Consider the following 21,957-nt stretch of genomic DNA (forward strand, 5'->3'; position numbering starts at 1 on the left):
GCAGGCATATCGCCATCTTGGAAATCGATTATCGGCATGACCATAATCGTCGCCATGAATTTGGCTGCGATCGATCTCAATCTCCTCGTCGCCTTCGAGGCCCTGATGGAGGAGCGCCATGTGACCCGCGCAGGGCAGCGCATCGGGTTGGCACAACCCTCGATGAGCAGCGCGCTGGCGCGCCTGCGAGCCCTGTTCGACGACGACCTGCTGGTCAGGACGGCCGAGGGCATGCAGCCGACCGCCAGGGCGCTTGCCCTGGCCCGACCGGTCAGCGAGGCGCTGGAACAGATTCGCAGAACGCTGGATTCCGGGCCGGGCTTCGATCCAGGCTCGGCACGGAGGCATTTCACCATCGCAGTGACGGATTACGGCGACCTCGTCATCGTGCCGGCCCTTGTCGAAGCGCTGCGGCGCGACGCGCCCGGGGTCGATCTCACCGTGCGTCCCATCACCGATGCGGTCGAGAGCCTGGCGCGGCTGGAACGCGGCGAGGTCGATGCCCTGATCGGCGGCCATCTGCCCGCCTCCTCCCGCACAACCCGGCAGTTCCTGCTGATGGAGCGCTTCACCTGCGTTCGCGATGCATCCCGCGCAGCTCCGGGCATCTCGCTCGACCGTGCTGATTTCGTGCGCCTCCCCCATGTCCTGTTCTCGTCGATGGGAGGCGATGGCTCACCGAGTGCCGTCGATGCCATTCTGTCGGAACACGGACACAAGCGCAGGGTCGCGGTCACGCTTCCGCATGTCGTGGCGGTGCCCTTTGTACTGGCAGGGACTGATCTCGTGGCGACCATGGCGGAGCGAATCGCCCTGCGCTTTGCCGACGTGGCAGGCGTGGCGATCCTTCCCCTACCCTACGAGGTTCCGGCTTTCGCGATCGACCTCGTGCATGGACTGCGCGCAACGTCGAACCCGGCGATGCAATGGTTCGTCGATCTCATCGTCAAAACCTGCCGGACAATCTGAAACGCGCCACAATCGTCCGTCACGGCCATGACGTTGAGTCAGCGCCGGATCAATTTCGCATGTCGGACACACTCCCCGCCTTCCTCACCCGCGCGGCCCTGCGTGCGGACCTCCAGCGCCTCGGCCTGCAGCCCGGCGACACCGTGATGGTCCATGCCGCGATGAGCCGCGTCGGACGCTTGCTGAACGGTCCCGATGCCTTGATCGGCGCCCTGCTCGACACAATCGGCGCTCAGGGAACGCTGCTGGCCTATACCGACTGGGACGGCGCCTATGACGACCTGCTCGACGATGAGGGCCGCGTTCCCGAAACCTGGCGCGCGCATCTCCCGCCCTTCGATCCGGCGTCGTCACGTGCCATTCGCGACAATGGCGTGCTGCCGGAATTCCTGCGCACCACCCCCGGCGCGAAACGCAGTGGCAATCCCGGCGCTTCGGTTGCAGCACTCGGTGCCAGGGCGGACTGGATCACGCAGGATCACCCGCTCGACTATGGCTATGGCGAAGGTTCTCCGCTGGCGAAGCTCGTCTCCATCGGCGGCAAGGTTCTCATGGTCGGCGCCCCCCGCGACACGCTGACCCTGCTGCATCACGCCGAACACCTCGCGCAGATCCCGGGCAAGCGCATCCTGCGCCGGGAAGTCCCGTTCGCGACMGCATCCGGCACGCTGTGGCGGATGATCGAGGAATTCGACACGGGCGATCCCATCGTCGCCGGGCTCGATGAGGATTACTTTGCCGAGATCGTCGGTGCATTCCTTGCCTCCGGACAGGGTCGGCAGGGACAGATCGGCGCCGCAGCAAGCATCCTCGTCGACGCTGCGGCGATCACCCATTTCGGCGTCGCTTGGCTGGAGAGCCGCTTCGGCGGGCAGCTTACGCCTGCTMTCGCTTCGCCCGGCCGGTAAACCACCCGATCGCCCGGAAATAGACCGGGTAGGGCAACAGGTTGATCAGCTTCACCGCCCATGACAGCCGGCGTGGAAAGCTGATCTCGAAGCCGCCGCGCGCGAAGCCGTCGACGATGCGTTTTGCTGCAACCGCCTCGGTCATCAGGAGCGGCATCGAGAAATCGTGCTGGCGCGTCAGGGGCGTATCGACGAAGCCCGGATTGACGACCTGAAGACGAATGCCGAGCCTGTCGCAGTCGAATTTCAGCGCCTCGCACATGTAGATCGTCGCCGCCTTGGAAGCGCCATAGGCGGCGGCTCTCGGCAGGCCGCCGAAACCGGCGATCGAGGCGTTGACCGCAATATGGCCACGGCCCCGCGGCTTCATCCGCTCCAGCACGGCGGCCAGCCCCTTGGCTGCTCCAAGGGTGTTGACCGCCAGAGCAGCCTCGAGAGCCGCGATGTCAAACACGCCGGGTCGGGTGACTGGCGCGACGCCGGCATTCAGGAAGGCCAGCGCGATCGGCCCATGCACGCTCTCGATGGCATCGACCACCACGCGCATGGCTGCGGCATCCGTCACGTCGCCGGCATGGGCAACGATACGACCGGGCAATCCGGTCGCGCGTCGTGCGAGTTCTTCGAGTTGTTCCAGCCGTCGCGCCGTGATCGCCACCGTCCACCCGCGAGCGGCCAGTTCGAGTGCGACGGCCTCGCCGATGCCGGAACTCGCGCCGGTGACCCAGGCGACGCCGTCCTGCGGCTGCATGCGCGGCAATGACATGGTTTCTCCGGACGAGAGGCCTCCCGGACATACAGCCCCACAAGTGATCGGCGCAACCTTGCCGCCCTGCCCGTCCCGCTTCTGCAGCGCCTCGATCGCCGCAATCCCCACACGGCGTCATGGCATGTGGCGCACGCCACGCAATCGGTGCAGTCTGCCGGCCGCAGCGCCAGCCGCAGATGAATCAGGACCACGACCGATGCCGACAGAATTGCTCTTCCGCCAGGACTCCTACCTCGCCGAGACCCCGGCCAAGGTAGAGGCGCTGAACGAGCGCGGCGGCATCGTTCTCGATCGCACGGTGTTTTACGCCACCGGCGGCGGCCAGCCGGGCGATGCCGGGCGGATCCGCCTCGCCGACGGCAGCGAKATCGCCATCGGCACCACGATATACGACCCCGAGGACAAGAGCCGCGTCATCCATGTGCCGCTCGAGGGCCAGGCCGCACCTCAGCCCGGCGACACTGTCACCCTGTTGCTCGACTGGGAGCGCCGCCTGAAGCGCATGCGAATCCACACGGCCCTGCACCTGCTCAGCGTCGTGCTGCCCTTCCCCGTCACCGGCGGCTCGATCGGCGATGGCGACGGCCGTCTCGATTTCGACATTCCGGAAGGCGGGCTCGACAAGGCGGAGATCGGCGAGAAGCTGAACGCGCTGATCGCCCGCAATGCCGCCGTCAGCGAGCGCTGGATTACCGACGAGGAGCTCGACGCCAATCCCGGCCTGGTCAAGACCATGTCGGTGAAGCCACCGCGCGGGTCCGGTCGCGTCCGGCTGGTTTCGATCGAAGGCATCGATCTCCAGCCCTGCGGCGGAACCCATGTCCGCAACACCTCCGAGATCGGTGTTGTTGCGATCACCGATATCGAGAAGAAGGGCAAGCAGAACAGGCGCGTGCGCATCGCGCTTGCCTGAGCCCGCCAGACTTCGCCTCATCAGCAGGAAACGCCGACCATGGCCAGCAACGATGTTTTCGTCTCCACCGAATGGCTCGCCGAGCGCCTGAACGCGCCCGATATCGTGGTGGTCGACGGCTCCTGGTATCTCCCCGTGCATGCCCGCGATCCCGCCGCCGAATACGCGGCACGGCGCATTCCTGGTGCGGTGCGCTTCGACATCGATACGGTGAAGGACGCCAAGTCCGATCTGCCGCACATGCTGCCGCGGCCGGATGCCTTCGCGGCCGCTGTCGGCGCCATGGGAATCGGCGACGGCATGCGCATTGTGGTCTATGACGGGCTCGGCCTGTTCTCGGCCGCGCGCGTCCGCTGGACCTTCAAGACCTTCGGGGCGAAGGACGTCGTCATCCTCGAAGGCGGCTTCCCGAAATGGCAGGCCGAAGGTCGCCCGATCGAGGAAGGCCCGCCCCGTACCCGCGCCGCCCGCACCTTCACCGCCCGTCTCGACCACTCCGCCGTGGCCGATGCCGGCGATGTCGAGCGTGCGCTGAATGGCGCTGCGATCCAGGTCGTCGACGCCCGTCCGGCCGACCGCTTCCGCGGCGAGGCGCCGGAGCCGCGCGCCGGCGTGCGCTCGGGCCATATGCCGGGTTCGCTCAACCTGCCCTTCCCGGCAATCATCGCCGATGGCAGGCTCCGTTCGCCGGAGGCGATCGCTGCCGCCTTCACCGAGGCTGGCGTCGATCTGGACAAGCCGATGATCACCAGTTGCGGCTCGGGCGTCTCGGCCGCGATCCTCTCGACCGCGCTCGAGACCATCGGCAAACCGGCGCGCGCCATCTATGACGGCTCCTGGGCCGAATGGGGCGCGAGCGACCGGGCGATCGCAACGGGGCCGGCCAGGAAGAGCTAAAGCACCGGCTCGAAAACTGGATTGCGGCTTTCGGGAAAGCCGATCCAAACGCAGAAGGCTGGGTCGTCGGACCGGACACCAGATCCGATCCGACGATCTAAGAAAGCGCTGGAGTTTGACTCAGTAAGTCGCTCTGCCGCCTGACAGATCGAAAATGCCCCCGGTCGAGAAGGAGCACTCGTCGGAGGAGAGCCAGAGCACCATTCTGGCCACCTCCTCGATCTCGACGAAGCGGCCCATCGGGATACGGCCAAGGATGTCTGCGCGGCGCTCGGCCGAGATTTCCTTGGCCATCGCGGTTTCGGCAGCGGCCGGCGTGATCGCCGTCACGATAATGCCGTCGCGTGCGGTTTCCTTGGCGACGCTCTTAGTCAGCGCGATCAATCCTGCCTTGGAGGCGCTGTAGGCAGCCGCCATCGCCATGCCTTCCTTGCCCTGGATCGAAGCAATGTTGACGACATGGCCGCGCAACGGGTGCGGGTTCTGTGCGGTGTGGCGCGCTGCTTGTGCCCGCATGCGCCCGACGACCGCACGCGTCACGAGATAGGCTCCGAACAGGTTCACCTGCAGCACGCGCTGAAAATTCTCCGGCGAGGTTTCCCAGACCGGTTTGACCTCGCCGAGCACACCGGCATTGTTGACGAGGATATCGACCCGGCCACCGGTAAAGACGGTATCGGCGGCATGTTCGACCGCCGCCACATTCGTGATGTCGACCTCCCGGACGCTGATGGCCGGGCCGAGTTCCGACCGCGCCTGCGCCAGCGCCGACGCGCTCATGTCCCAGAGCTCGACTTCGGCGCCGGCATCCATCAGCGCCTTGGCCATGCCACGCCCGAGCCCGCCAGCCCCACCGGTGATGATCGCGCGGCGCCCGCCGAATTCGTAGGTCGCAGTCATTAGCCCGCACTCCAGGCAGTCTTGGTTCGGGTGATCTGGTGACGATAGAGCCCTAGATCGAATGGCCCCTCGCCGCCAAGCGCCGTGAGTTTCTCAGCCGCGAGCTCCACCTTGGCCAAGCTCACGAATTCCGCCTCGTCTCCCCAGCCTTCGAGCAGCAACACCCAGCGTGGGACGGCATTGGCGACGCCACGCGCCTTCTGCTCGGCCGTGGCGACGCCGCTCGCCTCGGCATCGGCGGTGAGCACATGCACGCCGGCGACGCCCGGTCGCCCCAGCAGATCGGGAACCAGCTGCCGAAGCAAGGCAGCCTTGTGTTCCGCCGCCTGCACGTCCGGCACATCATAGCGCAGCGTCGCGATCAGCCCACCCTGCGCCGGCCCGGCGCTATGCGCCACCCGGCAGATCGAGCGGGCGACCGAGCGGAAATGCTTGACCGCGGCAAGGGTCCAGGGTGTCGGCGCGTTCACGCGTGCCGTGTAATCCTGTCCCTTCAGAACCTCGACGCTCAGCGCCTCGTAGAGATTGAAGAATTCGAGATCGGCCTCAATGGCGACATAGCGCCGGCCGCGCAGGAATCCAGGAATGCCGACCCGTTCCGGCATGTGCTCCTGACCATGCCAGGCATAGAAGACCTCGCGTCCTTCCGGCGCGATGTCGTGCCAGATTGCGACCGCCCCCTCGCCTGCCAAACTCATGGTCGCTCCCCTCTCCAGCCATCGCAGGGCCGTTGACTCAGCCTGTCCTCGCTCATATACGAAATCAAATTCCGAAATGGAATGCTATTCCAAAAAGAAGATATGAGGGTGGAACGGTGACGATCGCAGCGGTGGACCGCGCGCTGAAGATGCTGGAAATGCTGTCGGGCGAACCCGCCGGCATCGATCTCGGCGCCCTCGCCGAGCGGCTCGACCTGCCTGCCAGTGCGACCCACCGCCTGCTGACCACCTTCGCCGAGCGCGGCTTTGTCGCGCAGGATCCCGCTAGCGGCGCCTATGCGCTGACCCTGAAGCTCTCGCTCCTCGCCTTCCGCAATCTCGACCTGCGTCATCTGCCCGATGCCGGTCAGATCGTGCTCGACCGGCTCGCCCAGGCGACGGGCGAATATTGTCGCCTGGCCGTGGTCGAGGGGGAGAATCTGGTCTGGATCGCGCGGTCGCAGGGCGCGACCGCCGGCCTGCGCTACGAGCCGCCAATGGGCTCGGAAATCGTCCTGCATGCCACGGCGACCGGCAAGGCCTGGCTCGCCTCCCTGCCCGAAGACCAGGCGCTTCGCATCGTTTGCGCGCGCGGCTTTCAGGCGGAGGGGCGCACGGGTCCCAATGCCGTCACCGGCGTCGAGGCCTTGCGCAGCCATCTCGCCGAGACGCGGCAGCGCGGCTTTGCACTCGCCGTGGAGGAAGGCGAGATCGGCACTGTGGCGATGGCGACGACCTTTCGCTCCGCGCCTGGAGCCGAGGCGCCGATCGCCGGCACATTGAGCGTCGCCGGCCCTGCGGCCCGGATGCAGGTCGCGCGCCATGGCTCGATTGCCGACGCTCTGCACAGGGCCGCAGTCGAGATGGCCGAGATCTGGCCGTTGCGCCGTCGCCAGAGTTCATCGCTGCAGAGCCCTTCGCTGAATGGCCGGCCGAGCCCTCTCCTCCAGACAGGAATCCAGGCATGAGCAACGATGGTGCCATCGCGCCTGCCGCGGCATCCTCCGCGACACCTGTTCCGGCCACCGGCCCTGCCCACGCCTGGGTCTCCGCGATTGCCTGGCCTCTTGCCAGCTTTGCCGTGCTGCTGCTCGCCTGGCAGTGGTTCGTGCCGATGGCCGGCATCCCGGAATACATCCTGCCCGTGCCGAGCGCCTTCTTCGAGCGGCTCTGGATCGACCGGGCCCTGATCGCCCAGCACACGCTGGTGACCGCCAATGAGATCGTGCTCGGCTTCCTGATGGCGGCGGTGATCTCGATCCCGCTCGGCTACATCATCGTCTCCGTGAAGATCCTGGAGAAGGCGATCTACCCGGTCATCGTCTTCTTCCAGCTTGTGCCCAAGATCGCGATCGCCCCGCTCTTCGTGGTCTGGTTCGGCTTCGGCTTGTTCCCGAAGGTGCTGCTGACCTTCCTGCTCTGCTTCTTCCCAACACTGGTCGCCAGCATGACCGGCTTCAGGGCGCTGGACGAGCGGGTGCTCTACCTGACGCGCTCGATGGGCGCCTCAGCCTGGCAGACCTTCCGCTATGTCCGGGTGCCGGCAGCGCTGACCTATATCTTCTCCGGCCTGAAGGTCTCCGCCGTCTTCGCTGCCACCGGCGCCATCGTCGGCGAGTTCGTCGGCGCCAATGCCGGCCTCGGGTATCTGCTGCTGCGCGGCACCAGCTTCCTCGACATGCCGCTGATCTTCGCCTGCCTCGTTGCGCTCAGCCTCGTCGGCATCGTCTTCAGCTATCTCGTCGACGGGCTCGAAGTGCTGCTGATGCCCTGGCAGCGAAAGGGCTGACCTATCCAAGACCAAGAAATACCCGGCTCGAACCGGGGCACCGGACAATGATCATGGGAGGAACCAACATGAACCGCCGCAGTCTCATCGCCGCAGCAACACTGATCGCGCTCAGCGCCACGACCGCCTTCGCTCAGGGCGCCGGCAAGCCGATGAAGATCACGCTGAACTTCCTCGCCGCAGCGCCCAATGCCGGCTTCATGATGGCCAAGCAACTCGGTCTCTACGAGAAGGCCGGCATCAACCTGACCATCGAGGAAGGCAAAGGCTCAGGCACCACTGCGCAGATGGTCGCGACCGGCCAGACCGATATCGGCTTCGCCGACGCGCCTGCCGCGATGCAGCTGCGCACTAAGGGCGCGCCGGTGAAGATCATCGCCCCGGTTCTGCAGACCAACGGCTTTGCCATAATCTCGCTCGAAGAGAGCCACATCGCCTCCCCCAAGGACCTGATCGGCAAGAAGGTCGCGGTCCAGCCCGGCACGGCCCAGACGACGCTGCTCGATGCGATCCTGGCCAGCAACCAGATCGACAAGACCAAGCTCGACATCATCAATATCGATCCCGGCGCCTTTGTCGGCGCGCTGCTGGAAAAGAAGGTCGACGCCATCCTCGGCGGTGCCGATTTCCATTCGATCCAGATTCGCGAGCGCGGCTTCAAGGTGCGCKACATCTTCTATCGCGATGTCGGCGTGCCGACCGTCGGCCTCTCGATGATCGCCCGCGACGACCGGATCAAGGCCGATGCCGATCTGTTCAAGAAATTCGTCGAGGCGAGCCTCCAGGGCTGGGACGCCGCCCGCAAGAACCCCGACGCTGCGGCCGATGCAGTGGTGGCGCAATTTCCTTCGGTGAAGAAGGCCCAGGTGCTGGCGCAGTTCGACGTCGTCAACAAGCTGCTCTGCGCACCGGGCGCGACGTCACTCGGCAAGGTTCCGGAAAAGAACTGGACCGTCAGCTTCGACCTGCTGACGCAATATCTCGGTCTGCCCAAGGACAAGCCGATCACAGACTATTACTCGACCGAGCTGCTGCCCGCCTCGGCACCAGCCTGTTCCTGAGGATTCCATGAGCCTCGCGACTCAAGCCCCGAGCTCCGGCGCCGCCTCCATCCAGGGACGCGGCGTCATCAAGACCTTCGGCAGCTTCACCGCCGTCGACGGTCTCACCCTCGATATCCGGAGCGGCGAATTCGTCAGCCTGATCGGCCCTTCCGGCTGTGGCAAGAGCACCTTCATGCTCATGGCGGCCGGGCTGATGCCGGTCAGCGCCGGCGAATTGCTGGTCGACGGCCGGACACTGACCGAACCGCTCACCGATATCGGCATCGTCTTCCAGGACCATCTGCTGCTGGAGTTCCGGACCGCTCTGGAGAACGTCATGCTCCAGGCCGAGATCCGTGGCCTGCCCTTGGCGCCGGCACGCGCCCGTGCGCTCGATCTCTTCGCCAAGCTCGGCATCTCGCATGCGGTCGATCGCTATCCGAAGCAGCTCTCGGGCGGCATGCGCCAGCGCGTCTCGCTCGCCCGGGCCCTGATCCACAATCCGTCGGTGCTGATGATGGACGAGCCCTTCGGCGCCCTCGACGCCATCACCCGCACGCAGATCCGGCACGATCTCGAAATGCTCTGGCTGGAGACCGGCAAGACGGTCGTGTTCATCACCCACAGCATCGACGAGGCGATCGGCCTTTCCGACCGCGTGCTGGTGATGTCGCCGACACCCGGGCGCATCGTCGACGAAATCGCGATCGAGCTGCCGCGGCTACGCCCCGCCCATCTCGGCGACTACCCGAGCTTCAACGCCTATGCCGACCGCATCCACGACGCCTTCAGGCGTTTTGGCGTGATCCGGTATTGAGGCTTGCCAGCAGCGCCCATCGGACTAGCCTTCCCGGATGGAAGGAGCCTGCGATGGCCGAGCACGATCACCCGCATTCGCACGACCATGACGAGCCACGCTGGAAACATGACGGCGTGCGCGTCATCACCGGCGACAAGCTCGATCCCAACACCGCCCAGACGCCTGGCATGTTCCGGCAGGCTGCGATCAACCACGCCCGGGTCGGTGCGCAAAAGATCTGGGCCGGCACGGTCTCGATCCAGCCCAATGCCAAGACCGGTGTGCATCATCATGGCGAGCTGGAAAGCGTGATCTATGTCGTGCGCGGCAAGGCCCGCATGCGTTGGGGGGAGAGGCTCGAATTCGTCGCGGAGGCCGGGCCGGGCGACTTCATCTACGTGCCGCCCTTCGTGCCGCACCAGGAGATCAACGCCAATCCGGACGAGCCTCTCGAATGCGTGCTGGTGCGTTCCGACAACGAGGCCGTAGTGGTCAACATCACCGATGTCGACCCGGTCGAGGCGCCTGAAGAGGTCTATTGGATCGACCCGATCCACAAGCACCCACCGGGCGGCGGCTCCCGAGACTAACCGCCGACCTCGAAATCGCCCGGCTGAGCGGGCGCGATCGCCGTGAACAGCGTGCGGTCGGGCTTGAGGTCGAGCAGCGGCGTCCCGTCGAGACAATCGAGCCCACGGACCAGCAGCACCGGCCCCTCCCGGGCGGCCAGCGTGACGATCGAGGTGCCGATCGGATTGGGCCTGACGGGGGAGCGAAGCGCGAAAGTGCCGTGGGTCTGCCCGTCACTTGCAGGACTCTGAAGCACGAGGTCGCGTCGGGACCGGTGCAGCCAGTACAGCACCTCCAGGCGCTCGAAGCGCTCGATCCCGGCAAGCGCCGCATCCCAGGGCTCGAACAGCTCGATCCGACAGAGCGGCCCATCGATCCGCCCCTGGCGCGGGCAGGTCAACCGAGAACTCCACGGCGTCCGGATTCTGCCAATGAAGACCAGTCCGGCATCGCTCGCCACGGGCGGCGCGACCGCAACCTCGTGGTCGCGGATCTCGTTCTCGCGCACCATCGCCGTCAGTCGATCGCGACCATCACGTCGGAGGCCTTCACCACGGCGTAGGCCTGCTGCCCGACCGTGAGCTTGAGCTCGTCGACCGCTGCGTTGGTGATGGCCGAGGTCACGATCGCTCCGCCGATGTCGATGCGGACATGGGCGGTCGTCGCGCCCTTCGTGATCTCGACGATCTTTCCCTTGAGCTGATTGCGGGCGCTGATCTTCACGAGCTTTCTCCTCAGCATGTCCGGAGGGCCATCCCCTCACTCATGGTGATTGACACGGCTCTCGACGCCACGCAACGATCGCTATATTCCACGATGCACAGCGATTGCGATTTCGAGGGAACGCGACCATGACAACCCGCCGCCACGTACTCGGCCTTGCCGCAGCCTTCCTTTTCGGAATGGCCACTGTCTCTGGCAAGGCCCAGGCACAGAGCAAGGAGCTCGTCATTTTCGCGGCTGCGAGCCTCAAGAATGCGCTCGACGAGGCCGCGGCCAGCTGGGTCAAGGAAAGCGGCAAGCCGGCGCCAAAGATCTCCTACGCGGCGAGCAACGCGCTGGCCAAGCAGATCGAACAGGGCGCACCAGCCGATATCTTCATGTCGGCGGATCTCGACTGGATGGATTACGCGGCCTCGAAGAACCTGATCAAGTCTGACACCCGCGTCAGTCTGCTGGCCAACCGGATCGCGCTCATCGCCGCCAAGGATTCGGCTGCCAAGGTCGAACTGAAGCCAGGCGTCGATCTGGCCACCGTGCTCGGCTCCGGCCGGCTCGCCATGGGCAATGTCGATTCCGTGCCCGCCGGCAAATACGGCAAGGCTGCGCTCGAGAAGCTCGGCGGCTGGGACAAGATCAAGGACAAGGTGGCACAGGCCGACAACGTTCGTGCCGCCCTGCTGCTGGTCTCGCGCGGCGAGGCGCCGCTCGGCATCGTCTACACCACCGATGCCGCCGCGGACCCGCAGGTCAAGGTTGTCGCCACTTTCCCCGAGGACTCGCACCCGCCGATCATCTATCCGGTCGCGGTGACCAAGGACTCGGCCAATGCTGACGCCCAGGCCTTCCTGACCTATCTGCGCGGTCCCGCGGCAAAGGGCGCCTTCGAGAAGCAGGGCTTCACGGTGCTGAACAAGGCTGCCAGCTCTTCGTGAGCGACTGGCTGTCCCCTGAGGAGTGGACGGCGGTCAGGCTCAGCCTGCTTGTCGCAACGACGGCCACGATCGCGAGCCTGCCGATCGGCATCGCGATCGCGTTCCTGCTGGCGCGAGGCCGTTTCTGGGGCAAGTCGCTCCTGGACGCCCTCGTGCATCTGCCGCTGATCATGCCGCCTGTCGTGACCGGCTACCTGCTGCTGATCGGCTTCGGACGGCGCGGCCCGATCGGGCAGTTCCTCTATGACTGGTTCGGCATCGTCCTGTCCTTCCGCTGGACCGGTGCCGCGCTTGCCGCCGGGGTGATGGGCTTTCCGCTTATGGTGCGGGCGATCCGGCTCTCGATCGAGGCCGTCGATCGCAAGTTGGAGGATGCCGCCGGCACCCTTGGCGCCAGTCCGCTCTGGGTCTTCCTGGCCGTGACCCTGCCGCTGTGCCTGCCCGGCATCGTCGTTGGCATGATCCTGAGCTTCGCCAAGGCGATGGGCGAGTTCGGCGCAACCATCACCTTCGTCTCGAACATCCCCGGCGAGACCCAGACTCTGCCCTCGGCGATCTACACCTTCACCCAGGTGCCGGGAGGCGAGGCCGGAGCCATGCGGCTGACGCTGATCTCGATTGCCATATCCGTCATCGCACTGTTTGTCTCCGAGGCGATGGCGCGGTTTGTCGGGCGCCGGATCGCGATCGAATGACACCGGCTCTCGATGTCGCGGTTGAGCATCGGCTCGGGAACTTCCTGCTCGACGCCCGCTTCACTGCGGATGGCGGTCTGACGGCTCTCTTCGGGCGCTCCGGCTCGGGCAAGACCTCGCTGGTCAATGTCATCGGCGGCCTGATCCGCCCGACACGTGGCCGGATCGTCGTCGCCGGCGAAACCCTGGTCGATACCGACCGCGGCATCTTCGTCCCCAAACATCGCCGCCGGATCGGCTATGTCTTCCAGGAAGCGCGGCTGTTCCCGCATCTCACCGTCCGCCAGAACCTGCTCTTCGGACGCTGGTTCGCCCGGCACCACGGCCATGACGGCACCGAGATTGCAAGCGTACTCGAACTGCTCGGCATCGGCCATTTGCTGGAGCGCCGCCCCGCGGGGCTCTCCGGCGGCGAGAAGCAGCGCGTGGCGATCGGCCGAGCCCTGCTGGCAAGGCCGCGCCTGCTCTTGATGGACGAGCCGCTCGCTTCGCTTGACGAAGCACGCAAGGCCGAGATTCTGCCCTATATCGAGCGATTGCGCGACGAGATGGGCCTGCCGATCGTCTATGTCTCGCATTCGGCGGCCGAGGTCGCACGCCTTGCGACGAATCTGGTCATCGTCGACCAGGGCGCGGTCAAGGCGTCGGGCCCGACGGCCGAGGTGATGTCGCGGCTCGATGTCGCGATGCTGCCCGGGGCGCCGGAAGCGAGCGCCGTCCTCGACGCCGAAGTCACGGGTCTTGACCCTGTCCATCACCTGGCGACGCTGTCGACCCAGGCAGGCCGGCTCTTTGTCGCGCGTCCCGGTCTGCGCGCGGGAGCGCGGCTGCGCGTCCGCATCCTCGCCAGCGACGTTCTCCTCAGCCTCAACCCGCTGGAAGGCATCAGTGCACTCAATGTGCTGCCGGGTACCATTGCCGAGGTCGGCATGGGGCGCGGAACGGAGGGAGCCGCCGTCGACCTGCGCATCGATTGCAATGGCGCCATGCTCGTTGCCCGGCTGACCACGAAATCGGTGTCTCAGCTTGGGCTGAAACCGGGCAGCCCGATCTATGCGGTCATCAAAAGCGTCTCGGTCGATGCGCCCTGACGATGTCCTGCCGCATGCAATGGAGACTGGCGGTGCCATTGCGCTGTAGTTCGGCATATATGGCTATGCGGCGGGAAACGACGATGCGGGCCTGACCGAAGCCGGCTAGACTGGTTGCGCAACAAGGACGCCTGAATGCCCGAAACGCCGCCGCCCCCCGCCGTCGAACTCAGCCTCAGGCTCGACTTCTCGCCCGGCGGCCGACTCGGCCCGGGCAAGGTCGAGTTGCTCGAAGCTGTCGAGCAGACGGGCTCGATTTCTGCAGCGGGACGGGCGATGACCATGTCCTACAGGCGAGCCTGGCTATTGGTCGACGAACTCAACAGGATGTTCCGGCAACCGCTTGTGGAAGCCCAGCCCGGCGGCAGCAAGGGCGGTGGAGCGCATCTGACGCCGCTCGGACGCGAGGTCGTGGCGCATTACCGCGCTGTCGAGAGCAAGGCACTGAAGGCGGGCAATCTTCATATCGAAGCCCTGCGCGGGCTCGTCGACGAGCGGGGCGGCAAGTCCTGATCGGCAAGTCCTGAAACGAGAACGGCGCACGGTCGAACCGACCGCGCGCCGTGGAAGCCGGGCCTCAGGCTCAGCGTTCGATCATCTTGTTCCAGCGGCTGTTCCATTCCGGGCGCTTGGCGTTGATCGCATCCCAGTCCAGCGTCACTGCGGTCTTCATGTTGGCGTGGAAGGCCTTGAGCTTCTCCTCGGCCTCCGGCGTCGTGGCCTTTGCCTTGGTGTTGGAAGGCACGACATTGCCGGCAGCCAGCGCCTTGCTCTGCGCATCGGCCGAAAGCAGATAGGCCGCCAGCTTCTGTGCCAGCTCCGGCTCCGAGTTATTGGCGATGACGCATTGCGCCACCATCAGCACGACGGACCCTTCCTTCGGCTGGGCATATTCCGCCGCAATGCCCTTTTCCTTCAAGGTCGCGACCGCCGTCGGCGTCAGCGGGAAGATCGCTGCTTCGCCGGTCTGGACCATTTCCGAGATCTTGGCCGAGCTCGGGATGAACTCGAGCACGTTCTTGCCGATCAGGTCGCGGAACTTGCTGAAGCCCGGCTCGACATTGGTCTCGTTGCCGCCCTGGATACGGTTGAACATCAGGAAGGCGTGCAGACCGAAGGACGACGCCGAGGCCGACTGGAACACGACCTTGCCCTTGAACTTCGGGTCGGCGAGATCCATCCACGAAGTCGGCGCAGCCCAGCCCTTCTCGTCGAACATCTTCTTGTTATAGGCGAGCCCGGTCATGCCGAGGTCGATACCGACTGCCATGTCGTCCTTCATCCGGGTGCCCTGAGCAAGCTCGGCCAGCTCCGGACCGGGCTTCAGCTTTTCGCAGAGGCCGGCGCCGATCGCGCGCACCATGACGCCGTCATCGAGGAACATCACATGCATCTGCGGCTTGTCCTTGGCCGCAGTCGCCTTGGCCAGGATGTCCGAGGAAGTGCCCGGCACGACGACGATCTTGACGTCATTGGCCTTCTCGAACTCGGGGAAGACAGCCTGCGTGAAGGTGCGCTCGAAATTGCCGCCATTCATGCCGACATAGAGCGTCTTGGACTGCGCCATGGCGGCGCCGGAGGCGACGACGGCAAATGCGGCGACAGTGCTCGCCAGAGCGGTACGGCGGTTGATCATGAACGTGTCTCCCTTGTGTGTGGTGGCTCTGATGCTTCTCCCGCACCCGAGCCTCGGTCTGTGCGGGTCGAAATCGGAACGGGCGCGAAGCGTCCGATCGTGAACGCGTCGATGGGCGTCGTGCTGCGCCCGTCGCGGACAAGTTCGGCGAGGACCTCGCCGACGCCGGGAGCGATCTGAAAGCCGGCCCCGGTGAAGCCGAAGGCGTGGATCAGGCCGGGTGTCGTCAGGCTCGGCCCGATCACCGGGTTGCGATCGGGTATCGCTCCCTCGGTGCCGCTCCAGAAGCGGATGGCATGGGCGTGGCGCAGGCCCGGGAAGAGTTCGGCCGCGCGGTTCATGATGGCAAGCGCGCCCTCGCCGCGTGGGCGCGAGAAATCGGGATCGTCCAGGGGCAAGGCGCGTTCGCCGCCGACGACGCAATTGCCGCGCTCGACCTGCCKGGCATAGATGCCGCCGCCCTCCATGCCGATATTGGCGGTCATGATCGCCTCGAGCGGCTCGGTCACCACCATCGAGGGATAGATGCGCGCAAGCGGCACAGGCTCGCCAAATGCCGCAGCGAAGCTGTCAGCCCAGGCGCCCGCGCTGTTGATGACGAAACGCGCGCTCAGCGAGAGATCATCGCCCGCTTCCAGCGCGAAGCCCGCACCGTTGCGCGTTACGCCCTTCACCGGCGTGTTCTCCAGCACATGGACACCGACACGGCGCGCTGCGCTGGCAAAGCCGGTCGAGACCAGTCGCGGATTGGCATGGCCGTCGCCGGCGCAGAAGGAGGCGCCGAACACGTCGCCGCCGACCCAGCCGAAGCGCTCGCGCAGGCCGTTATGGCCAATCAGCTCGAGGCCGAGCCCCTGTCCGGCAACTGTCTCGGCATAGGCTTCAAGTGCAGCCATGTCGGCCTCGTCGCGCGCGAGCTTGAGGTGGCCGGAGCGCAGGAACTCGCCATCGATGCCGATCAACGCCTGCAGCCGCGGCCAGATGGCATGCGCGCGCTGAGACAGCGGCAACTGCTCGAGCGGCCGTCCCTGGCGACGCACACCGCCATAGTTTACGCCGCTCGCMTGCGCGCCACAAAAGCCCTTGTCGAGCAGCGCCACCGACATGCCCATGCCGCGCAGCGCAAGAGCCGCCGAACTGCCGACCAGGCCGCCGCCAATGATGGCGACATCGACATCAAGACGCCGGCTCATTCCGCGGCCTCCGCACCGGTCTCGGCCATCGTCAACGCGAGGGGGATCGGCTTGACCGGCGCCTGGCTCCGCAGCCGGCCGACAGCGTCGATTCCCCGGCCCGTCTCTCCGGCGAGAAGCTCGGCCGCCACGCTGCCGCAGATCCGCCCCTGGCAACGGCCCATGCCGATCCGGCTGACGGCCTTCAGCCGATTGAGCTCGCTGATCTCGAAATGACCGACCGCGCGGCGAACCTCGCCAGCGCTGATCTCTTCGCAGCGGCAGACGGGGGTCTCGTCGGCAATGTCCTTCGCCCAATGCGCCGGGAACGGGAACGCGGCTTCGAGGACATTGCGGAAGCGGCCGATGCGGGAAAGCGCGCGCCCAATGGCCTCGGCGCGCTCCGGGTCATGCGGCAAGCCGCGATCCTCGAGCAGGGCTAGCCCGGCGCGCTCGCCCGCGAGTTCCGCCGCATCGGCACCCGCAATGGCAGCCCCGTCACCCGCGAGATAGACGCCTGGCACGCTGCCACGACCGGCCGCATCGCGTTCAGGGAGCCAGGCACGGTCACGCTCGTCGAACCCGAAGCGGCAACCGGCGAGATCGGCGAGCTGGGTTTCCGAGCGCAGCGCCAGGCCGTAGCCGATGCCATCGCAGGAGAGCCTCCGCGAGCGCGTGCCCTGGCGCCACAGGATCGCCTCGACGCGCCTGTCCCCTTCGACGCGGACATCCTCCACGCCATAATGCAGCGCGACGCCGCGCAGCCTGAGTTCGGCCGTCATCCGCATGCCGCGCAAGATGACCGCAGGTTCGAGCGCAAGGCCGCGCAGCAGGTTGAGCTTCGCGTTGAAGGGAGCGGTATCCAGCACCGCGGCGACGTCGACGCCAGCCTTCAGATACTGCCAGGCGACGAGATAGAGCAGCGGCCCGGAKCCGAGGAAGACGACGCGCGAGCCAATGGCGCAGCCTTGCGCCTTCAGTGCGATCTGGGCACCACCGAGGGTGAAGACGCCCGGCAGGGTCCAGCCCGGAATCGGCAGGATGCGATCGGTCGCCCCGGTTGCCAGGATCAACCCATCATAGGCGATCTGCCGGTTGGTTCCTGCCACTGCGATATCGGCCTGGCCGTCCCGCAGGTTCCAGAGCAGCGCCTGCGGCCAGTAGTCGAGCCGTCCGGCAAGGGCGGCGAAATCGCTGTGCAGCCGCTCGGCCTTCGACGCTTCGGAGCCATAGAGCGCCGCGCTGCTGCGTTCGTCGGCAACCAGCCTCTGGCGATAGATCTGACCGCCGCAGGCGGGCGCCTCGTCGACGACGAGCGGTCGCAGGCCAGCCTTGACCAGTGCCTCGGCGGCCCGGACGCCGGCGGGCCCGGCGCCAACGATCAGCGGTTGCGCACGCGCCGTCACGCCACCCTCCCCTTGGCTGTCACGATCCGCATGCCGGCGGCGAGCGCCGTGGTGCAGGCGCGCAGGCGTGCCCCGCCTTCGAGACGGACCCAGCAATCCTGGCAGGCGCCCATCTGGCAGAAGCCGGCGCGCGGCGAAGCCGAGAACTCGCTCACCCGCAGCACCTCGCTGCGATTGAGGATGGCGGTCAGCACGGTGTCTCCGGCCCGCCCCTCGCAAGGCTCGCCGTCGAGAATGAAGGCGATGACCGGGTGGCTTTTGCGTGCGATGCGGTGAAGCAATGGCATCGGTCCGCGCTCACTTCTGTCCGACGAGGATCTTGTCGAGCCCGAACGCGCGGTCGAGCACCAGCATCGCGCCGGCCGTCAGCGCGATCATCAGCGCCGAGACCGCCGCCATCATCGGGTCGATGGATTCGGTCGCGTACATGTACATACGGACCGGCAAGGTCACGGTCGCCGGCGAGGTGACGAAGATCGACATCGTCAGCTCGTCGAAGCTGTTGATGAAGGCGAGCAGCCAGCCGCCGGTGATGCCCGGCAGGATCATCGGCGCGGTGACGCGGCGGAATACCGTCCAGTGCGAGGCGCCGAGCGTCATCGCCGCCTGCTCGGCACTGCGATCCATGCCCGAGAGCGCCGCAAGGACCAGCCGCAGCACATAGGGCGTGACGATGATGACATGGCTGACCACCAGCCAGGTGAAGCTTCCGGTCGCGCCGATCAGGGCGAAGAGCCGCAGGAAGGCCACGCCCAGGACGAGATGCGGGATGATCAGCGGCGACAGGAAGAGCGCGTTCAGCCCATCACGGCCGGGAAAGTCGTAGCGGTCGATGGCGAGCCCGGCCGGCACGGCGAGTGCGATCGCGATCGTTGCCGACAGTGTCGCGAGCCACAGGCTGTTGACGAAGGAGGCGACGAAATCCGGGTGCACGAAGATCTCGCGGAACCAGCGCAGCGAGAAGCTGGTGGTCGGGATCGAGAGCGTGTTCTCGGGCGTGAAAGCGACGAGGCAGATGACCAGCAGCGGCGCCAGCACGAAGGCGACGACGAGCGTGTGGAAGGCGAGCGCGATCGGACCATTTTTCTGCATGGCGCTTATCCCAGGGTCCGGCGGGCGCGGGCTTCGACCATGCGGTTATAGGCCAGCATGATGATGAGGTTCGCGACGAGCACGATGATCGCGATCGTGGCGCCGAGCGGCCAGTTCAGCTCATGCATGAACTCGTCATAGACGAGCGTCGCCGCCATCTTGAGCCGGCGGCCACCAAGCAGGCCGGGGATCGCGAAGGCGCTGGCCGAGAGCCCGAAGACGATCAGGCTGCCAGATAGCATGCCCATGCTGACCTGCGGCATCACCACCCGGCGCAGCGCGGTGAAACGCGAGGCGCCAAGCGTCCAGGCGGCAGCCTCGACGGAAGGATCGAGCTTCTGCAGCGAAGTCCAGACCGGGATGACCATGAAGGGCAGCATGACGTGGACAAGCGCGATCACGATCGCCGTCTCGGTGTAGAGCAGCTTCACGGTGCCAAGCCCAAGCGCCTGGAGTGCCTGGTTCACCAGTCCGGTCGAGCCAAGCAGCATGCTCCAGCCAAAGGCACGCACCACCACCGAGACGAGCAGCGGCCCGATGATCACCAGCAGGAAGACGGAGCGCCAGGGATCGCGCATCCGCGCCAGGATATAGGCCTCGGGCACACCGATCAGCGCGCAGAGCAGTGTCGTCAGAGCAGCCACGCGCAGCGTCCGCAAGAAGATACCGAGATAATAATCGTCCGTGACCACCGCGAGGTAGTGGGCGAACGTGAATTCGTTCTTGATGCCCGTGCCGTGGTCATAGACGTGGAATGACAAAATCACCGTCAGCACCAGCGGGACGATGACCAGAGCCAGGAACAGCAGGGCGCCGGGCGAGACCAGCAGCCAGGGCGTCAGCGCCGAGCGGGCCCGACTCATGCCGCGGCTCCGGTCGTAGCGGTAACGGCCTCGACCCGCAGGCTCGCAGGCGTCCAGTCCAGTGCAACGGCATCGCCCTCGCCTGCCGGCTCTTCGCCATGGTTGGGAACCGAGACAGAGAGCGCTCCAACCGGCGTCTCGACGGTGAAGAGCCAGTAGCTACCGAGGAAGAAGCGATTGACGATGGTACCGTCGAGCCGGCCCTGGCCCTGCGACCGCAGCAGGATCTTTTCAGGACGCAGCGAGAGCGCGACCGTCTGGCCGTCCGGGAAGCTCGCCTGCTCGCAAGGCAGGGACACGCCGTTGATCTGCGGTGTTCCGGCGGGGCCGTGCCCTCGCCAGATGCCGTCCAGCCGGTTCATCTTGCCGACGAAGGAGGAGATGAAAGCCGTAGCCGGGCGCTCATAGAGCCGGTAGGGCGCATCGATCTGGGTCATGCGACCCTGCTCCATCACGACCACCCGATCGCTGATCGACAAGGCTTCCGCCTGGTCATGCGTGACCATGATCGTCGTCGTGCCGACGCTCTGCTGGATCCGGCGCAGTTCGAACTGCATTTCCTCGCGCAGCTTGGCGTCGAGATTGGAAAGCGGCTCGTCGAGCAGCAGCACCGGGGGCACGATCACCAGTGCACGCGCGATCGCGACGCGCTGGCGCTGGCCGCCCGAAAGCTGGCGCGGATATCGGTCGGCAAGCTGGGCCAGATGCACCAGCCCGAGCATCGTCTTGACGCGCTCGTCGCGCTCGGCGCGGGCGACCTTGCGCATCTCCAGGCCGAAGGCGACGTTCTGCGCCACGGTCATGTGCGGAAACAGTGCATAGCTCTGGAAGACGATGCCGAGACCGCGCGTGTTCGGCTTCTCACGGGTGATGTCGCGCCCGTCGAGAGCGATCTTTCCGCCTGTCGGTTCGACGAGGCCGGCGATCATCTGAAGCGTCGTGGTCTTGCCGCAGCCGGACGGACCGAGCAGCGAAACGAACTCGCCCTTGGCGACGCTGAGGTCGACATCGCGCACCGCGGCGTGATCGCCATAGACCTTGCTCAGCGACGCCAGCGTCAGGAAGCCCATCTCCACCTCGCCTGGTAGACACCCCGGGAGCATCGAACGGGGCGCCGATCTGCAACGGCGCAAGGAGGCGGCAGGGGCACGAATTCGTCAATTTATAATTTCATAGAAGAGAATTTCATTTGAGTTAATTTCGACATATGGAATTTTCTAAAGGACATCGAAATGCAAATTCGGACAACCGAATGAACGATTCAGCCGAAGCGACATCGAGCCTGCGTCGCGCGCTCGGTCTCCTGCGCATCCTCGCGGCAGCGGATCCGGCCGGTATACGCCTGAAGGACCTCTCCGAGGCGGCAGGCTGCAGCCAGCCGACGGCGCATCGCGCCTTGCAGGACCTGATCGCGGAAGGTTTCGCCGAGCAGGTCACCGGTGGGAAGCGTTACCGGCTGGCCCTGGACTTCTTCGTGCTGGCGGCCCGCGCCGGCCAGGCCAGCGGATTGCGCGATCTTGCACGGCCGGTACTGCTGCGCCTCTCGGCGACGCTGCACGACACCATCTTCCTGCTGGTCCGCAACGGCTACGATGCTGTCTGCCTCGATCGGGTCGAAGGCCCCTTCCCGATCCGGTCCTTCACGGGCGATATCGGCGGCAAGGTGCCGCTCGGCATTGGACAGGGCAGCCTCGCCATTCTCGCGCATCTTCCCGAGGACGAACGCGAGGCCGTGATCCGCTTCAATATCCCGCGTCTGCTCGATCGCGGCTTTCTGGACGAGGCCGGCCTGCGCATCGCGCTGGCCGAGGCACGCGAGCTGGGCTGGGTCAGCCTCAATACCGGGCTGATCCCGGGCATGGCCGGCCTCGGCGTGCCGGTCTTCGATGCAGAAGGCCGCGCCGTCGCGGCGCTCAGCATCGGCACTCTGGCGGAGCGCCTCAGCGACGAGCGGGGCCCGAATGTCGCGCGGATTCTCCAGCGGGAGGCCGCGACGCTCGGCGCGAGCCTCAATCCGTTCGATGTTTCGCTGCGCTATCCCTCACGCAGCCTCAGCAGCACGGCCCGCCAGTATCCCTGAGAAAGCGAGGCG

At 66.1% G+C, this 21,957-nt stretch carries 26 protein-coding genes; 14 read left to right on the plus strand and 12 right to left on the minus strand.

Going from position 1 to position 21,957, the window contains the following annotated elements:
• Nucleotides 1–36: 36 nt before the first annotated feature.
• Together AC1DIO_RS05725 and aac(3) are read left to right on the plus strand one after the other, a co-directional pair.
• On the plus strand, nucleotides 37–969 hold the full coding sequence (locus AC1DIO_RS05725; protein ID WP_441505834.1) for a LysR family transcriptional regulator: 933 nt from the start codon (nucleotides 37–39) through the stop codon (nucleotides 967–969).
• Between the two features lie 59 nt (nucleotides 970–1,028).
• Complete coding sequence (gene aac(3) / locus AC1DIO_RS05730) at nucleotides 1,029–1,877, plus strand: aminoglycoside 3-N-acetyltransferase (RefSeq protein ID WP_476853228.1); 849 nt, start codon at nucleotides 1,029–1,031, stop codon at nucleotides 1,875–1,877.
• On the opposite strand, the gene AC1DIO_RS05735 is transcribed toward aac(3), so the two are convergent.
• Nucleotides 1,846–2,643: an SDR family NAD(P)-dependent oxidoreductase gene (locus tag AC1DIO_RS05735; RefSeq protein WP_476853229.1), complete on the minus strand. Its 798-nt coding sequence runs from the start codon at nucleotides 2,641–2,643 to the stop codon at nucleotides 1,846–1,848. The genes aac(3) and AC1DIO_RS05735 overlap by 32 nt on opposite strands.
• A gap of 199 nt (nucleotides 2,644–2,842) precedes the next feature.
• On the opposite strand from AC1DIO_RS05735, the gene AC1DIO_RS05740 reads away from it, so the two are divergent.
• Nucleotides 2,843–3,559, plus strand: a complete 717-nt coding sequence (locus AC1DIO_RS05740; protein WP_476853230.1) for an alanyl-tRNA editing protein — start codon at nucleotides 2,843–2,845, stop codon at nucleotides 3,557–3,559.
• A 39-nt stretch (nucleotides 3,560–3,598) separates the two neighbouring features.
• Nucleotides 3,599–4,456 carry a 3-mercaptopyruvate sulfurtransferase gene (gene sseA / locus AC1DIO_RS05745; protein ID WP_441505838.1) on the plus strand — a complete coding sequence of 286 codons (858 nt, stop codon included), beginning with the start codon at nucleotides 3,599–3,601 and terminating at the stop codon, nucleotides 4,454–4,456.
• A gap of 120 nt (nucleotides 4,457–4,576) precedes the next feature.
• Here sseA and AC1DIO_RS05750 read toward each other — a convergent pair whose 3' ends face one another.
• Complete coding sequence (locus AC1DIO_RS05750) at nucleotides 4,577–5,356, minus strand: SDR family NAD(P)-dependent oxidoreductase (protein ID WP_441505839.1); 780 nt, start codon at nucleotides 5,354–5,356, stop codon at nucleotides 4,577–4,579.
• Nucleotides 5,356–6,054: a hypothetical protein gene (locus AC1DIO_RS05755; RefSeq protein ID WP_441505840.1), complete on the minus strand. Its 699-nt coding sequence runs from the start codon at nucleotides 6,052–6,054 to the stop codon at nucleotides 5,356–5,358. Before AC1DIO_RS05755 ends, AC1DIO_RS05750 begins: the two co-directional genes overlap by 1 nt.
• Nucleotides 6,055–6,170: 116 nt before the next feature.
• On the opposite strand from AC1DIO_RS05755, the gene AC1DIO_RS05760 reads away from it, so the two are divergent.
• The 5 genes from AC1DIO_RS05760 (at nucleotide 6,171) to AC1DIO_RS05780 (ending at nucleotide 10,275) form a co-directional block, all read left to right on the plus strand.
• Nucleotides 6,171–7,022: an IclR family transcriptional regulator gene (locus AC1DIO_RS05760; protein ID WP_441505841.1), complete on the plus strand. Its 852-nt coding sequence runs from the start codon at nucleotides 6,171–6,173 to the stop codon at nucleotides 7,020–7,022.
• Nucleotides 7,019–7,843 carry an ABC transporter permease gene (locus tag AC1DIO_RS05765; RefSeq protein ID WP_441505842.1) on the plus strand — a complete coding sequence of 275 codons (825 nt, stop codon included), beginning with the start codon at nucleotides 7,019–7,021 and terminating at the stop codon, nucleotides 7,841–7,843. Before AC1DIO_RS05760 ends, AC1DIO_RS05765 begins: the two co-directional genes overlap by 4 nt.
• Nucleotides 7,844–7,911: 68 nt before the next feature.
• Complete coding sequence (locus AC1DIO_RS05770) at nucleotides 7,912–8,904, plus strand: ABC transporter substrate-binding protein (RefSeq protein ID WP_476853231.1); 993 nt, start codon at nucleotides 7,912–7,914, stop codon at nucleotides 8,902–8,904.
• A gap of 7 nt (nucleotides 8,905–8,911) precedes the next feature.
• Nucleotides 8,912–9,703 (plus strand): ABC transporter ATP-binding protein, encoded by a 792-nt coding sequence (locus tag AC1DIO_RS05775; protein WP_441505844.1) that lies wholly within the window; start codon nucleotides 8,912–8,914, stop codon nucleotides 9,701–9,703.
• A 53-nt stretch (nucleotides 9,704–9,756) separates the two neighbouring features.
• Nucleotides 9,757–10,275: a cupin domain-containing protein gene (locus AC1DIO_RS05780; protein WP_441489871.1), complete on the plus strand. Its 519-nt coding sequence runs from the start codon at nucleotides 9,757–9,759 to the stop codon at nucleotides 10,273–10,275.
• Here AC1DIO_RS05780 and tsaA read toward each other — a convergent pair.
• Together tsaA and AC1DIO_RS05790 are read right to left on the minus strand one after the other, a co-directional pair.
• Nucleotides 10,272–10,766 carry a tRNA (N6-threonylcarbamoyladenosine(37)-N6)-methyltransferase TrmO gene (gene tsaA / locus AC1DIO_RS05785; protein WP_441489870.1) on the minus strand — a complete coding sequence of 165 codons (495 nt, stop codon included), beginning with the start codon at nucleotides 10,764–10,766 and terminating at the stop codon, nucleotides 10,272–10,274. The genes AC1DIO_RS05780 and tsaA overlap by 4 nt on opposite strands.
• A 5-nt stretch (nucleotides 10,767–10,771) precedes the next feature.
• Complete coding sequence (locus AC1DIO_RS05790) at nucleotides 10,772–10,978, minus strand: TOBE domain-containing protein (protein WP_441479394.1); 207 nt, start codon at nucleotides 10,976–10,978, stop codon at nucleotides 10,772–10,774.
• 128 nt (nucleotides 10,979–11,106) lie between these two features.
• Between AC1DIO_RS05790 and modA the strand changes: the two genes are divergently transcribed.
• The 4 genes from modA to AC1DIO_RS05810 all read left to right on the plus strand — a co-directional run bounded on the left by modA (nucleotide 11,107) and on the right by AC1DIO_RS05810 (nucleotide 14,209).
• Nucleotides 11,107–11,910 (plus strand): molybdate ABC transporter substrate-binding protein, encoded by an 804-nt coding sequence (gene modA / locus AC1DIO_RS05795; RefSeq protein WP_441489869.1) that lies wholly within the window; start codon nucleotides 11,107–11,109, stop codon nucleotides 11,908–11,910.
• The gene (gene modB, locus AC1DIO_RS05800; protein ID WP_476853232.1) at nucleotides 11,907–12,605 is read left to right on the plus strand and encodes a molybdate ABC transporter permease subunit; all 699 of its coding nucleotides are present in this window, start codon (nucleotides 11,907–11,909) and stop codon (nucleotides 12,603–12,605) included. Before modA ends, modB begins: the two co-directional genes overlap by 4 nt.
• Nucleotides 12,602–13,696 (plus strand): molybdenum ABC transporter ATP-binding protein, encoded by a 1,095-nt coding sequence (gene modC / locus AC1DIO_RS05805; protein WP_441489867.1) that lies wholly within the window; start codon nucleotides 12,602–12,604, stop codon nucleotides 13,694–13,696. Before modB ends, modC begins: the two co-directional genes overlap by 4 nt.
• Nucleotides 13,697–13,831: 135 nt before the next feature.
• On the plus strand, nucleotides 13,832–14,209 hold the full coding sequence (locus AC1DIO_RS05810; protein WP_441489866.1) for a winged helix-turn-helix domain-containing protein: 378 nt from the start codon (nucleotides 13,832–13,834) through the stop codon (nucleotides 14,207–14,209).
• A gap of 70 nt (nucleotides 14,210–14,279) precedes the next feature.
• Here AC1DIO_RS05810 and AC1DIO_RS05815 read toward each other — a convergent pair whose 3' ends face one another.
• The 7 genes from AC1DIO_RS05815 to AC1DIO_RS05845 are packed head-to-tail and all read right to left on the minus strand — an operon-like array spanning nucleotide 14,280 to nucleotide 20,935.
• Nucleotides 14,280–15,332, minus strand: a complete 1,053-nt coding sequence (locus AC1DIO_RS05815) for a polyamine ABC transporter substrate-binding protein (protein ID WP_069880423.1) — start codon at nucleotides 15,330–15,332, stop codon at nucleotides 14,280–14,282.
• On the minus strand, nucleotides 15,329–16,525 hold the full coding sequence (locus AC1DIO_RS05820) for an NAD(P)/FAD-dependent oxidoreductase (RefSeq protein ID WP_476853233.1): 1,197 nt from the start codon (nucleotides 16,523–16,525) through the stop codon (nucleotides 15,329–15,331). The genes AC1DIO_RS05815 and AC1DIO_RS05820 overlap by 4 nt, the downstream gene beginning before the upstream one ends.
• Nucleotides 16,522–17,910 carry an FAD/NAD(P)-dependent oxidoreductase gene (locus AC1DIO_RS05825; protein ID WP_441505846.1) on the minus strand — a complete coding sequence of 463 codons (1,389 nt, stop codon included), beginning with the start codon at nucleotides 17,908–17,910 and terminating at the stop codon, nucleotides 16,522–16,524. The genes AC1DIO_RS05820 and AC1DIO_RS05825 overlap by 4 nt, the downstream gene beginning before the upstream one ends.
• Nucleotides 17,907–18,197, minus strand: a complete 291-nt coding sequence (locus AC1DIO_RS05830) for a (2Fe-2S)-binding protein (RefSeq protein ID WP_441505847.1) — start codon at nucleotides 18,195–18,197, stop codon at nucleotides 17,907–17,909. Before AC1DIO_RS05830 ends, AC1DIO_RS05825 begins: the two co-directional genes overlap by 4 nt.
• 10 nt (nucleotides 18,198–18,207) lie before the next feature.
• A complete protein-coding gene (locus AC1DIO_RS05835; RefSeq protein ID WP_113519132.1) occupies nucleotides 18,208–19,002 on the minus strand; it encodes an ABC transporter permease in 795 nt (264 codons plus the stop codon).
• A gap of 5 nt (nucleotides 19,003–19,007) precedes the next feature.
• Entirely contained in the window at nucleotides 19,008–19,865 is an 858-nt protein-coding gene (locus AC1DIO_RS05840; protein ID WP_069880418.1) for an ABC transporter permease, read from the minus strand.
• The gene (locus AC1DIO_RS05845; protein ID WP_441489862.1) at nucleotides 19,862–20,935 is read right to left on the minus strand and encodes an ABC transporter ATP-binding protein; all 1,074 of its coding nucleotides are present in this window, start codon (nucleotides 20,933–20,935) and stop codon (nucleotides 19,862–19,864) included. The genes AC1DIO_RS05840 and AC1DIO_RS05845 overlap by 4 nt, the downstream gene beginning before the upstream one ends.
• Before the next feature lie 182 nt (nucleotides 20,936–21,117).
• Between AC1DIO_RS05845 and AC1DIO_RS05850 the strand changes: the two genes are divergently transcribed.
• Complete coding sequence (locus AC1DIO_RS05850; RefSeq protein WP_441489861.1) at nucleotides 21,118–21,945, plus strand: IclR family transcriptional regulator; 828 nt, start codon at nucleotides 21,118–21,120, stop codon at nucleotides 21,943–21,945.
• Nucleotides 21,946–21,957: the final 12 nt, after the last annotated feature.

Source organism: Allobosea sp. 05T439, from assembly GCF_056396005.1.

Coding starts and splice junctions, on each gene's coding strand:
- AC1DIO_RS05725 (WP_441505834.1), top strand. CDS start 37: ATGACCATAATCGTCGCCATGAATTTGGCTGCGATCGATCTCAATCTC.
- sseA (WP_441505838.1), top strand. CDS start 3,599: ATGGCCAGCAACGATGTTTTCGTCTCCACCGAATGGCTCGCCGAGCGC.
- AC1DIO_RS05750 (WP_441505839.1), bottom strand. CDS start 5,356: ATGACTGCGACCTACGAATTCGGCGGGCGCCGCGCGATCATCACCGGT.
- AC1DIO_RS05755 (WP_441505840.1), bottom strand. CDS start 6,054: ATGAGTTTGGCAGGCGAGGGGGCGGTCGCAATCTGGCACGACATCGCG.
- AC1DIO_RS05765 (WP_441505842.1), top strand. CDS start 7,019: ATGAGCAACGATGGTGCCATCGCGCCTGCCGCGGCATCCTCCGCGACA.
- AC1DIO_RS05775 (WP_441505844.1), top strand. CDS start 8,912: ATGAGCCTCGCGACTCAAGCCCCGAGCTCCGGCGCCGCCTCCATCCAG.
- AC1DIO_RS05780 (WP_441489871.1), top strand. CDS start 9,757: ATGGCCGAGCACGATCACCCGCATTCGCACGACCATGACGAGCCACGC.
- tsaA (WP_441489870.1), bottom strand. CDS start 10,766: ATGGTGCGCGAGAACGAGATCCGCGACCACGAGGTTGCGGTCGCGCCG.
- modA (WP_441489869.1), top strand. CDS start 11,107: ATGACAACCCGCCGCCACGTACTCGGCCTTGCCGCAGCCTTCCTTTTC.
- modC (WP_441489867.1), top strand. CDS start 12,602: ATGACACCGGCTCTCGATGTCGCGGTTGAGCATCGGCTCGGGAACTTC.
- AC1DIO_RS05810 (WP_441489866.1), top strand. CDS start 13,832: ATGCCCGAAACGCCGCCGCCCCCCGCCGTCGAACTCAGCCTCAGGCTC.
- AC1DIO_RS05815 (WP_069880423.1), bottom strand. CDS start 15,332: ATGATCAACCGCCGTACCGCTCTGGCGAGCACTGTCGCCGCATTTGCC.
- AC1DIO_RS05830 (WP_441505847.1), bottom strand. CDS start 18,197: ATGCCATTGCTTCACCGCATCGCACGCAAAAGCCACCCGGTCATCGCC.
- AC1DIO_RS05835 (WP_113519132.1), bottom strand. CDS start 19,002: ATGCAGAAAAATGGTCCGATCGCGCTCGCCTTCCACACGCTCGTCGTC.
- AC1DIO_RS05840 (WP_069880418.1), bottom strand. CDS start 19,865: ATGAGTCGGGCCCGCTCGGCGCTGACGCCCTGGCTGCTGGTCTCGCCC.
- AC1DIO_RS05845 (WP_441489862.1), bottom strand. CDS start 20,935: ATGGGCTTCCTGACGCTGGCGTCGCTGAGCAAGGTCTATGGCGATCAC.
- AC1DIO_RS05850 (WP_441489861.1), top strand. CDS start 21,118: ATGAACGATTCAGCCGAAGCGACATCGAGCCTGCGTCGCGCGCTCGGT.